A 13,344-nucleotide genomic window follows, 5' to 3' on the forward strand; every position below is an offset into this window, starting at 1 on the left:
ACAAGCGGCGGGCCGGTCAATTTGCGGCGGCGGCAAAAATTCGTCAGATGAGGCCCGCGAGCGGGCTCGAAGGATCGGCATACATACGCTTGCCCATGCGCCCTGCGCGATAGGCCATGCGGCCAGCCTCCACCCCCGCCTTCATCGCGGCGGCCATCAGCACCGGGTCCTTCGCCTCGGCAATGGCGGTGTTCATCAGCACACCGGTGCAACCCAGTTCCATCGCCTGCGCCGCCTCGGAAGCCGTCCCGACACCGGCGTCGACCAGTACGGGAAGGGTCGTGCCCTCGACGATCAGGCGGATCGTCACCCGGTTCTGGATGCCAAGGCCCGAACCGATCGGCGCGCCCAGGGGCATGATCGCGACCGCACCCACATCCTCTAGCCGCTTCGCCGCGATGGGATCGTCGACACAATAGACCATCGGCTTGAAACCCTCTTTCGCAAGGATTTCCGTCGCTCGCAGCGTTTCCACCATGTCGGGATACAGCGTGCGCGCCTCGCCCAGCACTTCCAGCTTCACCAGATCCCAGCCCCCTGCCTCGCGCGCCAGGCGCAGGGTGCGGATTGCATCCTCGCCCGTGAAACACCCCGCCGTGTTGGGCAGATAGGTAATCACCTTGGGGTCGATATAGTCGGTCAGCATCGGTGCCTTGGGGTCCGACACGTTGACCCGGCGCACCGCGACGGTGACGATTTCCGCCCCCGATGCGGCGACCGCGGCGGCGTTCTGCTCGAAGCTCTTATATTTCCCGGTGCCAACGATAAGGCGCGAATTGAAGGTGCGGCCCGCAACCGTCCAGCTATCAGCGGCGACCGCCGATACGTCGCCGCCACCGACGAAATGCACGATTTCCAGCTCATCGCCATCCTCGACCGTCACATCGGCCAGAGTCGATCGCGGCACGACCTCAAGATTGCGCTCGATCGCTACTTTTTCCGGCACAAATCCCAATTCGCTTGCCAGGGTCGCCAGGGTCATGCCCTGCCGCACGCGGCGATGTTCGCCGTTAATATGAATGGATATGGTGCCGTCGACGCTCAAAGTCCTGCCTTCCGCCAATGTCTTGCCTTCCAACGTAACAAGTCTCGACTTCGCGCGACCCGAGCGGCTAAGACATTGCCCAAGGGGGATCAGCCGCTGGCCGCATATAGGGACAGCGGCCCCGCCCCCGCAACAGACAAGGTATGTTCGCGATGACCGACGCTCGCAAAATCTTCGTCCTCAACGGACCCAATCTCAACCTGTTGGGAACGCGCGAGCCGGAAATTTACGGGTTCGATACGCTGGACGACATTGCAGAGCGGATGGACGATGCCGCCCGGCGCGCCCATGTCGAACTCGATTTTCGTCAATCCAATCATGAAGGTCATCTGATCGACTGGTTGCAGGAAGCCGGTGCGGAAGGAGCGCATGCCGTTATCATCAATCCCGGCGGCCTTACCCACACGTCGGTCGCCCTGCACGACGCGATCAAGGGCGTTTCGGTGCCGGTGATCGAAGTCCACCTGTCCAATCCCCATGCACGCGAACCTTTCCGGCATAAAAGCTATGTCGGTATGGCGGCCAAGGGCACGATCGCGGGCTTTGGCGCCATGTCCTACATGCTTGCGCTCGAAGCCGCGCTGGAACTGTAGAAAAGTTGCACTTGGGCAGAAAGCCGCATAGGCGCGTGCGCCAGAACCAAAAGTCTTCTGTTTAGGGGCCGTATATGACCGACAAGCAAGAAAAAGGCGCGATGCAGGTGGACGTTCAGCTGGTGCGCGAACTCGCAGCACTGCTCGACGACACGCATCTGACCGAAATCGAAGTGGAAGACGGCGACCGGAAGATCCGTGTCGCTCGCAAGGCCGGCGGCGGCGCACCGATCTACGCGCCGATGCCCGCGCCTGTCGCCGCCGCGCCGGCCGCCATGGCCGCGCCCGTCGCATCTTCCGAACCCGCAGTGCCCGCCGGCACCCTCGTCCGCTCGCCGATCGTGGGCACCGCTTATCTGTCCGCCGAACCTGGTGCTGCGGCCTTCGTGCGCGTCGGCGCCCAGGTCAGCGCAGGCGACACGCTGCTGATCGTCGAGGCGATGAAGGTGATGAACGCGATTTCCGCGCCGAGCGCCGGGACCATCAAGGCGATCCTGGTCGATAACGGCCAGCCTGTCGAATATGACCAGCCGCTCGTCGTGATCGGCTGAGGGGCGCATCGCCATGACCATCGAAAAGCTGTTGATCGCCAACCGGGGCGAAATCGCGTTGCGTATCCATCGCGCCTGCCACGAAATGGGGATCAAGACGGTGGCGGTCCATTCGACCGCAGACGCTGACGCCATGCATGTGCGCTTGGCCGACGAAGCGATCTGCATCGGGCCTCCTGCTGCGAAGGACAGCTATCTCAACGTCGCCGCGATCATTTCCGCCGCCGAGATATCGGGCGCGGACGCGATCCATCCGGGCTATGGCTTCCTCTCCGAAAATGCGCAGTTCGCAGAGATTGTGGAGGCGCACGGCATCGCCTTTGTCGGGCCAAAGCCCGAGCATATCCGCACGATGGGCGACAAGGTGGAGGCCAAACGCACTGCGGGCGCACTTGGCCTGCCGCTCGTGCCTGGATCCGACGGCGCGGTGGAAAGTTTCGATGAAGCAAAAGGGATCGCCGCGAAGATCGGCTATCCCGTCATCATCAAGGCGGCATCGGGCGGTGGCGGGCGCGGCATGAAAGTCTGCACATCCGAAGACCAGCTCGAAACGCTGATGCAACAGGCAGGCAGCGAGGCCAAGGCGGCATTCGGCGACGCCACCGTCTATCTCGAAAAATATCTGGGCAATCCCCGGCATATCGAATTCCAGGTTTTCGGCGACGGCAATGGCAACGCCATCCATCTGGGCGAGCGCGACTGCTCGCTCCAGCGCCGTCACCAGAAGGTGCTGGAAGAAGCCCCTTCCCCGGTCATCAACGCCGCCGAACGCGATCGGATGGGCGGAATTGTCAGCAAGGCGATGGCCGACATGGGCTATCGCGGCGCGGGAACCATCGAATTTTTGTACGAGGACGGTGAATTCTATTTCATCGAGATGAACACCCGGCTTCAGGTCGAACATCCGGTGACCGAGATGATCACCGGCGTCGATCTTGTCAGGGAGCAGATCCGCATCGCCGAAGGCAAGCCGTTGTCCGTCGCGCAGGACGAACTGCGCTTTACAGGGCACGCCATCGAATGTCGCATCAATGCCGAAGACCCAAAGAGCTTTGCGCCCTCGCCCGGCACCGTCACCCGCTATCATGTCCCCGGCGGAATGCATGTTCGCGTCGATAGCGGCCTGTATCAGGGCTATAAGGTGCCGCCTTATTACGACTCGATGATCGGAAAGCTCATCGTCTATGGCCGCACGCGCGAGGGATGCATCATGCGATTGCGGCGCGCCCTTGAGGAATATGTCATCGAGGGGATGAAAACCACCATCCCCCTCCACCAGGCGCTGCTCAAGGACCCCGCGTTCCAGAATGGCGACTATACGATCAAGTGGCTGGAAGAATGGCTGGCGCGGGACGGCGCCGCGTGAAGGCGACGATCTGGCACAATCCCCGCTGTTCCAAATCGCGTGCCGCCCTGGATTTGCTGGAGGCCGCGCCGGGCGTCGAGGTGGAGGTCATCGAATATCTCAAATCTTCGCCAAAGCGCGATGAAATTGCAGCATTATTATCCAAAGCCGGCCTTGCCCCGCGAGAGGCACTGCGCAAAGGCGAGGCGATCATCAAGGAGATCGGACTCGATACCGGCGACGATGCCGCCATCCTCGATGCGATGGCGCAGCATCCGATCCTGATCGAGCGCGCGATCGTGATCACCGATAAGGGTGCGGTGATCGCCCGGCCACCGGAACGGGCGCTCGAAGTCATTTGACATTCGTTCGTTCACCGGAATCGGCTGAGCGATTTCGACCGTCACCGTCTCGTAACAATCTCGTGATTGAACGCTTGCCTTTAGGGTGCAAGGCCTTAGCCTCGCGTCCATGGCAAAGGACACGCAATTGGCGACGATCGCCGTCTACAGCCTGAAGGGTGGCGTCGGTAAAACCACCTTCGCGATCAATCTGTCATGGGCCTCGGCCAGCATTTCCAAGCGGCGCACATTGCTGTGGGATCTTGACCCGCAGGCGGCGTCGAGCTGGCTGCTGTCCACCGACAGCCAGAGCCGTGACGCAGCGCAGGCGATCTTCAGCAAGGATGTCGACATCCGCCGGCTGATCCAGCCTTCGACCGTGCCGGGGCTGGATCTGATCGCCGCCGATACGTCGCTGCGCGGCCTGGATCATCTTTTCCGCGAGCTGGACAAGAAGAAGCGGCTCGCCAAGCTGATCGAAAGCCTGGGCAAGGATTATGAGCGGATCATTCTCGATTGTCCGCCGGGCCTGACCGAAACCAGCGAGCAGGTGCTCCGCGCGGCCGACCTGATCGTCATTCCCGTCATCCCCTCCCCCCTGTCGCAACGGGCGATGGGCGAAGTCGCTCGCTATCTGATGCAGCGTGGCGGCACCCACGCCCCGATCCTGCCGGTGTATTCGATGGTCGATCGTCGCCGCAGCCTTCATCGCAGCGCGCTGGAAGGGCAGCCGGACTGGCCCGCCATCCCGATGGCCAGCGCGATCGAGCAGATGACGGTGCGCCGCAAGCCGCTGGGCGCCTTTGCGGCCACGTCACCACCGGCAAAACAGTTCGCATCGCTATGGGCCAGGATCGAACGACGACTGGCAGCGCGCTGAGGCGCTGCGCCTGAAAATTGTCAGGCGCGAGCCTGATATTGTTCCGGCCCGAACAGCAGCACCGCGTCGCGCGCCAGCATGGGCCGACCGAAATAAAAGCCCTGGACCTTCGTACAGCCCAGGCGGTTGACCATGGCGAGTTCGACCTCCGTTTCGACCCCCTCGGCGGTCGTGGTCATTCCCAGGCTGTCGGCGAGCGTGACGACAGCGCGCACGATCGCCAGGCTTTCGGGCACTTCATTGGCGGCACCGACCACGAAACTGCGATCGATCTTGATCGTGCTGAACTTGGTACGGCTAAGATAGCCGAGCGAAGAATAGCCGGTGCCGAAATCGTCGAGTGACAGACGCACGCCCAGCGCCAGCACCTGATCGAGCACCCGCAAGGCACCGGCGTCCTCATTCATGAATACGCTTTCGGTAACTTCCAGTTCGAGGCGCGCCGCATTCAATCCGCTCTGGGCGAGTATCTGGGCGACCACCGTCGGAAATTGCGGGTTGATGAGCTGTTCGGCCGAGACGTTGACGGCAATCCGCACGTCCTCGGGCCAGCGCACCGCTTCCGCGCACGCCGTCCGCAGGACCCATTCGCCGATCGGCGCGATCAGCCGGGCTTCTTCGGCGACCGGCACGAATTTGGCCGGGGAAATCGGCCCCATCTCAGGATGAGTCCAGCGCACCAGCGCTTCGAATCCCAGTACCGAGCCTTGCCGGGCATCGACGACGGGTTGGTAGAGGACGTGCAACTGGTCCTTCTCGAGCGCTTCGCGCAGCGCCATTTCCAGCTTTCGGCGCTCTTCTGCCTCGACATGGAGTTGCGGTTCATAGGCGCAATGTATGCCGCCGCCCTCGCCCTTGGCGCGATAGAGGGCAAGGTCGGCGCTGCGGATCAACGCTTCGGAGGTGCGACCATCGGTAGGCGACACTGCCGATCCGACGCATGCGCCCACATAAAGCGTATGCTGATCGATCTGATAGGGCCGCGACAGCGCGCCGATTATGGCGCCGGCAAGGTCGGCCACATCGAATTTATCGACTGCATTGGAGATCACCACCCCGAATTCGTCACCGCCGATCCGCCCGCAAAACTCCCTGTCGGAACATATCTGGCGCAGCCGCCGTGCGACCTGACCCAATAATTTGTCGCCGATCTGATGCCCCAACGTGTCGTTGACCGCCTTGAAGCGGTCGAGATCGATCATCAGGAAGACACAGCCCCGGCCTCGATGATCGGTGTCCGCCATCGCCTGATCCAGTCTCTCGTGGAGATGCGCGCGATTGGGCAGGCCGGTCAGCGGGTCGAAACGTGCAAGCAGAGCGATTTTTTCGGCCGATTCACGTTGAATCGTTATGTCCGATCCAACCCCGCGAAAGCCCTGAAAGATGCCCCGTTCGTCGAATCGGGGCGACGCCGACAGCTCCCACCAGCGCTGTACGCCGCCAATTTCCACCGGCAGGACCAGGTTGCTGAAGGCATTGCGCAGCTTCAGCTTTTCCGCCAGTTCATGCAGCCCCGATGCGAACCGCCCGCTTTCCCAGGCGCTGCCCGCCAGAACCTGGACCAACGGCGTGCCTTCCAGCGCAGCCGAATCTAAGCCCAGCATCTCGGCGAAGCGACTTGAGACGCCACTGATCCGGCGAGCGGCATCGGTCTGCCACAGCCAGTCCGAACCCTTGTCCTCAAACTCCCTCAGCAGCAGGCTTACGACCTCGCTCTTTTCCTCCAGTTGTACGCTTGTGCTGTGCTGGCGGATGAATACGCGGCAGTAGAAGAATGCGCCGATCAGCAGAGCCGCAGCATAACCGATCGCCATGGCCCGAAGCGATCCGTAAACCGGCGTCGGGAACATGAATTGCGTGGCCCATGCCACCGGCAGCAGGAATCCCATCGCCGCGACGGGAGCAGCGGCAAAGGTGATCGTGCCGCACACCATGATACAGCTCAGCAACGTCCACAGCGCCATCAATTCGCCCGGAGAATTGGCTCCGGGGAAGATCAGCATCGAGGAAGCCCACAACATGCCGTGCAGAAAGCCCGCCATGCCGAGCATCCGCACATCATGTTCCGATGGCATCGCATAATTGGCCTGTCGCCGCTGACGCGCCATGTAGAATGTCGCAATCGTCACGCACAGCATCGCGCCCGACCACGCCAACAGCCAGCCGACCGGCGCGGAATCGTCGAACACCCGCCAGATAAAGATCAGCGCAAGGATGTTGAGGGCAACCCGAACGGGCGCCACCGCGTCGGAAAATTTCAGCTGCGCGGCCACGGTGCGCGAGGCGACCGCATCGCCAGGCGGCACGGCGCCGATCATGCAGAGAAATGAAACCTTCTGCATGGCCGGGTCACGGGAGGATGATTGTCGATTGCCCACGCATCGCGTGTAGCGGCAACCCGTTATGAAACCGTAACTTCTACCAAAGCTTTGATGCTTACTCCGTAATGGAGCAAATCACCGTCACGCGGCGATGTCGTAAGGCCGAATTTCGCCGGTCAGATACAGGTTGCGCGCCTTGGATCGGCTGAGCTTGCCAGAGCTGGTTCGCGGCAATGTGCGCGGTGGCACCAGCTCGACGACGCAGTTCATGCCGGTGATCGCGCGAACCCGCTCGCGAATCTGGTCGCGCAGGCGCGAACGCTCCTCATTGTCAGACGTTCGGCAGTGCACCAGCACGGCCGGCGCTTCCTCGCCCCCCGGCGTGGTGATGGCGAAGGCGGCAATGTCGCCCTGCTTGAATCCTGGAAGCTGCTCCACTGCCCATTCAATGTCCTGGGGCCAGTGATTCTTGCCGTTGATGATGATCATGTCCTTGGCGCGGCCCACGATATAGAGGTAGCCATCGCTTAAATAGCCCATGTCGCCGGTGTCGAGCCAACCGTCGACCAGGCAGGCGGCGGTCGCTTCGGGATCCCTGAAATAGCCGACCATCAGCGAAGGACCGGTCGTCCACACCTTGCCGATCTGGCGCTCGCCAATAGGGGCGCCGTCCTCGTCGCGGATTTCCACGATCATATCCTTGGCGGGCTTGCCGCAATTGACGATCGCGCGGAAACGCTGCGGCCGCCCTTCGGCGCTGTCGCCGCCAGACAGGTCGGTTTCCTCGACCAGTTCCACCATGATGCCCTCTCCGGGAGGCATGATAGTGACGGCCAGCGTCGCTTCGGCCAGACCGTAGCTCGGCAGGAAAGCGCCGGGTGAAAAGCCGGCGTCCGCAAAGGCATCGACGAAGCTTTGCATCACGTCGGGACGGATCATGTCCGCGCCATTGCCTGCCAGGCGCCAGCGGGACAAGTCGAAGCGGTCAGCGGCCTTGGTCTGGCTGGACATGCGCCGGGCGCAGATGTCGTATCCGAACGTCGGCGAATAGCTGATCGACGTGCCTTCGTTGCGGCTGATGAGGTCGAGCCATGCCAGCGGCCGCCGCGCGAAATCCTCGGTCTTCATATAATCGGTCGACACCTGGTTGGCGACAACCGACAGGAAGCAGCCGACCAGCCCCATGTCATGATACCAGGGCAGCCAGCTGATGCAGCGGTCGCTGTCCTGAACCTCCATGCCATGGCTGTGCGCCGACAGGTTGCTGAGCAGCGCATGGTGCGTCACCGCGACCCCATGGGGGAAACGGGTCGATCCGCTGGAATATTGCAGATAGGCGATCTCGTCGCTGCTTGCCTGCGGCAACGGCCCGACGCGCGCGGGCCGCGCGATGAAGTCTTCAAAGGTGATGCTTTCCACGCCACGCTGCTTGCCCGCCTCTGCGGCCATGTCCGTCAATTCGGCCGGGAACAGGAACAGGCTGGGGTCGCAACTGGTCAGCTGGACGTTCAACTGATCAATATAGCTTTCCTTGCCGCCAAAGCTGGTAGGCAGCGGCAGCGGCACAGGCCATGCGCCCGCATAGATGATGCCGAAGAACAGCTGGGCGAAATCCGCGCCCGTTTCCGCGACCAGTGCAATCCGGTCCTTGGGCCTCACGCCATGAGCGACCAGCCGATGTCCGCAGCCCAGCGCATCGGCTCGCAGCTCGGAAAAAGTATAGGGCCGCGCAAGATTGCCGCGCGCGTCATGAAAGTTCAGCCCGCGCTTGCCGCGCGCCGCATAGTCCAGGGCCTCGCCCAAGGTCGCGAAATCGGACAGCCGCCGCGGCAGGTCGTCAAAAGTGGGCGTTGCCGCCAGATCGGTGCTGTTCATGCTGTGCGAACCCGTCATATTGGTGTCACCCAATGGTCATCTGTCGTTATCCGGCGGCCCGCTAACATCTTTGCAGTCGGGTTGCACCGGATATCGTCATCCAGCATCGACTTCTAGCGTATAAGGGACGTTCAAAATCCGGCCCGACTGTGGCATAAACATGGCGCGCGACGCCCAATGGATCGATATGACCCCGAAACGACCTCGTCCGCCCCTTGATTCCGATAAACTTCGCGACATCGCGCTTCATTATGTCGGGCGCTATGCGACCAGTCGGGCAAAGCTGCTGGCCTATCTCGATCGCAAACTGCGCGAGCGGGGATGGAACGGTGACACCGCGCCTGACCCGCAGGGACTGGTCGAACGCTTTGCCCAGATGGGCTATATCGACGACGCCGGTTTTGCGGCGATGAAAGGCGCGGCGATGGCGCGCCGGGGCTATGGCGCCCAGCGCGTGGCGCAGGCGCTGCGTGGGGCCGGTATCGCGGACAAGGACCGGGAACTGGCGGATGCGCAAGCGGATGCCGCCCGCTGGTCCGCTGCCGAGGCATTCGCCCGGCGCAAGCGAGTTGGGCCTTATGCGGCACAGGTCCCCGATCGGGCAGTCCGCGAAAAGTTGATTGCGGCGTTTCTGCGCGCTGGCCATGGATATGAAATGGCACGAAAATGGGTGGACGCGGCGCCCGGCGAGCCGCCGCAGGCGGACGATGGAGAGGGTGAATGACGACAGCGGTAAACCTGCGCGGATCGATGATCGGACGCGGCCTGCTGGCCGGCGCGGCTGCGATTGCCGCCATATCCATCGGCTATCGCCTGACGCGCGACGATGGCAAGGATCTTGCCCCAGCCGCCGCCCCCGCCCCCGGTTCAGCCGTTGCGGACGACTCAATCCCTGCGCTTCAGGCGCGCGTGGGGGCCAACCCCAAGGATGTCGAAAGCTGGCAGCGGCTGGGCTGGGTATATTTCGAGAGGGGCCGCCATGCCGACGCGGCGCGTGCCTACAAGCGTGCGGTCGCGCTCGCGCCCGGCAATGCGGCGCTGTGGTCCGCCTATGGCGAGGCGCTGGTGATGGCGGACGAGCGGGACCCTATGCCCAATCAGGCGGCGATGGCGTTCGACAAGGCGCTGGCGATCGACGCAAAAGAGCCGCGTGCGCGCTATTTCGCAGCGGTGCGGCAGGATCTGGCGGGCGGCCATGAAGCAGCGATCAAGAGCTGGCTCGCCCTGCTGGCCGACACGCCGCCCGGCGCACCGTGGGAGTTGGATTTGCGCCGCACGATCGAACAGGTGGGCAAGATCAACCGGATCGACGTTGCCGACCGCCTCGCCGCGATCAAGCCGACCGCGCATCCCGCCATCGACGCGCCGGTCGCCACCGCCGCTATTCCCGGCCCGACCCGCGAACAGATGCAGGCCGCGGCCAGCCTGCCCAAGGGTGCACAGGACCAGATGATCGCGGGAATGTTGCAGAGCCTGGAGTCCAAACTGCGCGCCAACCCCGCGAATATCGAAGGCTGGATCATGTTGATGCGCAGCCGGATGACGCTGGGCGAAGGCGCGAAAGCGAGCGATGCACTGGCTCGCGCGATTGCCGCCAATTCGGCGCAGGCGGCACGGCTCAAGGATGAGGCGCGGGTGCTGGGCGTACCGGGAGCTTGACCAACGGCGCGCGCGATGATGCGAGCCAATGGCAGGCACGCCATTCTGCGGCTGCGCGATCGACCCAGGCTTTCTGGCGCGCAACAGGAAAGGCCGGGCTGTCGCCAGCCCGGCCCCTTATATCACCTTGAGGCCGGTCAGGCCGTAGGTGCCAATCCCTTGATCGCGCTGTCGACAAGAGCCTTGTCTGCGGTGGCGCCATGGCCGTCCGCGATCAGCGTGACCGCAGCGCTCGTGGCGGCATTGACCGCCTTGGCGCGAATGTCCGCGACAGCCGCGCGTTCGGCCGCGCCGATCTTGTCCTCCGCCATCTTCTGACGGCGCACGACAAGAGCCTCGGCGTTGAGCTTTGCGTCCTCCAGCAGCGTTTCGGCCTCATGCTCGGCATGCTTGCGCATGGCCTCCGCCTCGCCAGCCGCAGCTGCCAGCTTCGCCTCATATTCAGCCTTGAGCGCTTCGGCTTCTGCGCGCAGCTTGGATGCTTCGTCCAGCTGCGCCCTGATCGCCGCGATACGACCATCCAGCACCCGTCCGATCAGCGCCGGAACACCTTTGACCACAAGGATGATGATGAAGATCGCCATCGCCAGGCTGACCCAGGCGGTTGCGTCCATCCCGACGGCGCGGGGGTCGCTGTGTGGCGCGACGCCCTCATGCTCTGCCGTGCCCGAAGGCGCCATGCCCTCGGTATGGATCGCCTCGCCAAGATGCGGGGGAGCGCTTGCTTCGTTCACTGCTGCCTCAGCCATGAGCCAATGCCGCCTTTACTGCGTTGCGGGCCTCATCTTCCGACGCAGTCACGCCGGAAATCTTGGCCACCAGGTCGCGCGCAGCCTGCGCTGCGACCGTTTCAATCTCTGCCATAGCGGCGGTGGATGCGGCCCTTATGCGTGCCTCGGCGGCACCGATCTTTTCCGCAATTTCTGCGTCAGCGACGGCAAGCTTGCCTTCGGACGCCTTGGCGGCTTCCGATTTGGCCTGCGCCACCAGCGCCTGAGCCGCAGCCCGGCTCTCCGCCTCGCGGGCGCGATAGTCCGCCTCTACCTCGTCGGCTCGGGCGAAAGCCGCTTTCGCCGCTTCCAGATCGCCTGAAATCCGGCCGTCTCGCGCGTCGACCGTCGCCTGGACCTTGGGCACCATGCCCAGGCCGATAACGAGAAAGACGAAGCCGAAGGTCAGCAGCAGCCAGAATATCTGGCTGGAATAGGTTCCGGCAATTTGCGCGATTTGAGGCATGTCTTTTATGCGTCCGATGATGGACAGGCGGGAGCGGCGCAACGCGCGCCCCCGCCTGCCGAGTCATTGTCAGGCCACGAACACCAGGATCATGGCGATAACGAACGCCAGCAGACCCAGAAGTTCGGCTGCGGCGAAACCGATGAACAGACGGCCCTGCTGGCCGTCGGCGGCACCGGGGTTACGCAGCGCACCTTCGAGGAAGGCGCTGAACACGTTGCCCACACCGAGGGCAGCGATCCCCGCACCGATCGCGGCCAAGCCAGCACCGAGCAGCTTTGCAGCTTCTGCGTCCATGATAATACTCCTTTTCTAGATCTTCTAAATGTTGGACAAAATGACTTAGTGAAGGTTCTCGGCGTCGTTGATGTAGACCGAGGTCAACAGCGCGAACACATAGGCCTGGATCACCGCCACCAGCACTTCGAGAGCGCTGATCCCGATCATCAGGATGAAACTGGCCGCGCCGACGGTCAGGCCGTAGCCGACACCGGCGTTGGAACTGTTGATGACGAAGCCGGCGAGGACCTTGAGCAGCACGTGCCCGGCGGTCATCGCAACGAACAGTCGCAGCCCCAGGCTGAACGGACGCACCATGAACGAGATCAACTCGATCGGGAAAATGACCGGGATCATCGGCAATGGCGTACCGTGCGGCACGAACAGCGAGAAGAAATGGAAGCCATGTTTGGCAAAGCCGACGATCAGAACGATCGAAAAGCTCATGATCGCCAGCACGCCGGTGGCGGTAAAATGGCTGGTGAACGTAAAGGGATGCAGGCCGACCAGACCCAGCGGCAGCAAGCCCAGAAGGTTTGCCAGCAGGATGAACATGAACAGTGAGAAGACATAGGGAATATATTTCTTCCCGCCCTCGCCCACATTGGACATCAGCAAATTCTTGATGAAGCCGGTCATATATTCGACCGCCATCTGCCAGCGGCCTGGGACCAGCTCGCGCTTCATGCCTCCGATCACGAAAATCCACAGCACCACCGCAGCGGCCACCATATACAGGGCGCTGTTGGTGAAGGCGATATTGAAGCCGCCAATCGACAAATCATCCGTACCGAACAGCGGTTCGATCGCAAATTGATGCATCGGATCGATTTTACCGGATTCTGCCACGTTGACCCCTGAATCGTAAGTGTATTCGATGTAAGACAAAAGCGCCCCTAATCACCGGAACGCTTCGTCGTCAGCCTGATGATGTTCCTGAACGCCGCCACGATCCCGAGACCGAGGAAAATGAGCAGGAGCCAAGGGGATGTGCCGAAAAGACGGTCAAGGACCCATCCCACCAGCGCACCGCCAACAAGACCCCCGATCAGTTCGGCCAGAACGCGGTTCCCCAGGCGGGACCCATCGTCCGCCTGTTGCTGCGTCGCGCCAACCCTGACCTTTTCGGCCTGCTCAGCGTGCGCAATCCGCTCCTCAAGAGCAATGATGCGCGCATCTTCACCTGCCGGGTCTTCTTCGGGCGATCCCGTGGCCATGC

General features: G+C 62.7%; 15 protein-coding genes. 7 read left to right on the plus strand and 8 right to left on the minus strand.

Annotated elements, in window-relative coordinates; translation table 11 throughout:
* Nucleotides 1-43 precede the first annotated feature (43 nt).
* Entirely contained in the window at nt 44-1,045 is a 1,002-nt protein-coding gene (gene thiS / locus WG908_RS10400) for a sulfur carrier protein ThiS (RefSeq protein ID WP_340186595.1), read from the minus strand.
* A gap of 152 nt (nt 1,046-1,197) precedes the next feature.
* Between thiS and aroQ the strand changes: the two genes are divergently transcribed.
* From aroQ to WG908_RS10425, 5 genes are all read left to right on the plus strand, one after another.
* Nucleotides 1,198-1,638: a type II 3-dehydroquinate dehydratase gene (gene aroQ / locus WG908_RS10405; RefSeq protein WP_340186513.1), complete on the plus strand. Its 441-nt coding sequence runs from the start codon at nt 1,198-1,200 to the stop codon at nt 1,636-1,638.
* A gap of 74 nt (nt 1,639-1,712) precedes the next feature.
* The gene (gene accB, locus WG908_RS10410) at nt 1,713-2,189 is read left to right on the plus strand and encodes an acetyl-CoA carboxylase biotin carboxyl carrier protein (protein ID WP_340186514.1); all 477 of its coding nucleotides are present in this window, start codon (nt 1,713-1,715) and stop codon (nt 2,187-2,189) included.
* 13 nt (nt 2,190-2,202) lie between these two features.
* The gene (gene accC, locus WG908_RS10415) at nt 2,203-3,555 is read left to right on the plus strand and encodes an acetyl-CoA carboxylase biotin carboxylase subunit (protein WP_340186515.1); all 1,353 of its coding nucleotides are present in this window, start codon (nt 2,203-2,205) and stop codon (nt 3,553-3,555) included.
* Nucleotides 3,552-3,896, plus strand: a complete 345-nt coding sequence (arsC, locus tag WG908_RS10420; protein ID WP_340186516.1) for an arsenate reductase (glutaredoxin) — start codon at nt 3,552-3,554, stop codon at nt 3,894-3,896. Before accC ends, arsC begins: the two co-directional genes overlap by 4 nt.
* A 109-nt stretch (nt 3,897-4,005) precedes the next feature.
* A complete protein-coding gene (locus WG908_RS10425; RefSeq protein WP_340186517.1) occupies nt 4,006-4,755 on the plus strand; it encodes a ParA family protein in 750 nt (249 codons plus the stop codon).
* Nucleotides 4,756-4,775: 20 nt separating this feature from the next.
* Here WG908_RS10425 and WG908_RS10430 read toward each other — a convergent pair whose 3' ends face one another.
* The gene (locus WG908_RS10430) at nt 4,776-7,097 is read right to left on the minus strand and encodes a putative bifunctional diguanylate cyclase/phosphodiesterase (RefSeq protein ID WP_445326701.1); all 2,322 of its coding nucleotides are present in this window, start codon (nt 7,095-7,097) and stop codon (nt 4,776-4,778) included.
* 120 nt (nt 7,098-7,217) lie between these two features.
* Nucleotides 7,218-8,951, minus strand: a complete 1,734-nt coding sequence (locus WG908_RS10435) for a fatty acyl-AMP ligase (protein WP_340186518.1) — start codon at nt 8,949-8,951, stop codon at nt 7,218-7,220.
* A 187-nt stretch (nt 8,952-9,138) separates the two neighbouring features.
* Here WG908_RS10435 and WG908_RS10440 point away from each other — a divergent pair, with 187 nt between their 5' ends.
* Together WG908_RS10440 and WG908_RS10445 are read left to right on the plus strand one after the other, a co-directional pair.
* Nucleotides 9,139-9,675 carry a regulatory protein RecX gene (locus WG908_RS10440; RefSeq protein WP_340186519.1) on the plus strand — a complete coding sequence of 179 codons (537 nt, stop codon included), beginning with the start codon at nt 9,139-9,141 and terminating at the stop codon, nt 9,673-9,675.
* Complete coding sequence (locus WG908_RS10445) at nt 9,672-10,610, plus strand: tetratricopeptide repeat protein (protein WP_340186520.1); 939 nt, start codon at nt 9,672-9,674, stop codon at nt 10,608-10,610. The genes WG908_RS10440 and WG908_RS10445 overlap by 4 nt, the downstream gene beginning before the upstream one ends.
* Nucleotides 10,611-10,747: 137 nt before the next feature.
* Here WG908_RS10445 and WG908_RS10450 read toward each other — a convergent pair whose 3' ends face one another.
* The 5 genes from WG908_RS10450 to WG908_RS10470 form a co-directional block, all read right to left on the minus strand.
* Nucleotides 10,748-11,359 (minus strand): F0F1 ATP synthase subunit B family protein, encoded by a 612-nt coding sequence (locus WG908_RS10450; protein WP_340186521.1) that lies wholly within the window; start codon nt 11,357-11,359, stop codon nt 10,748-10,750.
* Entirely contained in the window at nt 11,352-11,846 is a 495-nt protein-coding gene (locus WG908_RS10455) for a F0F1 ATP synthase subunit B family protein (RefSeq protein WP_340186522.1), read from the minus strand. The genes WG908_RS10450 and WG908_RS10455 overlap by 8 nt, the downstream gene beginning before the upstream one ends.
* Before the next feature lie 69 nt (nt 11,847-11,915).
* Nucleotides 11,916-12,143: a F0F1 ATP synthase subunit C gene (locus WG908_RS10460; RefSeq protein ID WP_006961951.1), complete on the minus strand. Its 228-nt coding sequence runs from the start codon at nt 12,141-12,143 to the stop codon at nt 11,916-11,918.
* Between the two features lie 45 nt (nt 12,144-12,188).
* Complete coding sequence (locus WG908_RS10465; RefSeq protein ID WP_340186523.1) at nt 12,189-12,974, minus strand: F0F1 ATP synthase subunit A; 786 nt, start codon at nt 12,972-12,974, stop codon at nt 12,189-12,191.
* A 47-nt stretch (nt 12,975-13,021) separates the two neighbouring features.
* On the minus strand, nt 13,022-13,342 hold the full coding sequence (locus tag WG908_RS10470) for an AtpZ/AtpI family protein (RefSeq protein WP_340186524.1): 321 nt from the start codon (nt 13,340-13,342) through the stop codon (nt 13,022-13,024).
* Nucleotides 13,343-13,344 lie beyond the last annotated feature (2 nt).

Source organism: Sphingobium anseongense (genome assembly GCF_037725245.1).
GTDB lineage: Bacteria > Pseudomonadota > Alphaproteobacteria > Sphingomonadales > Sphingomonadaceae > Sphingobium.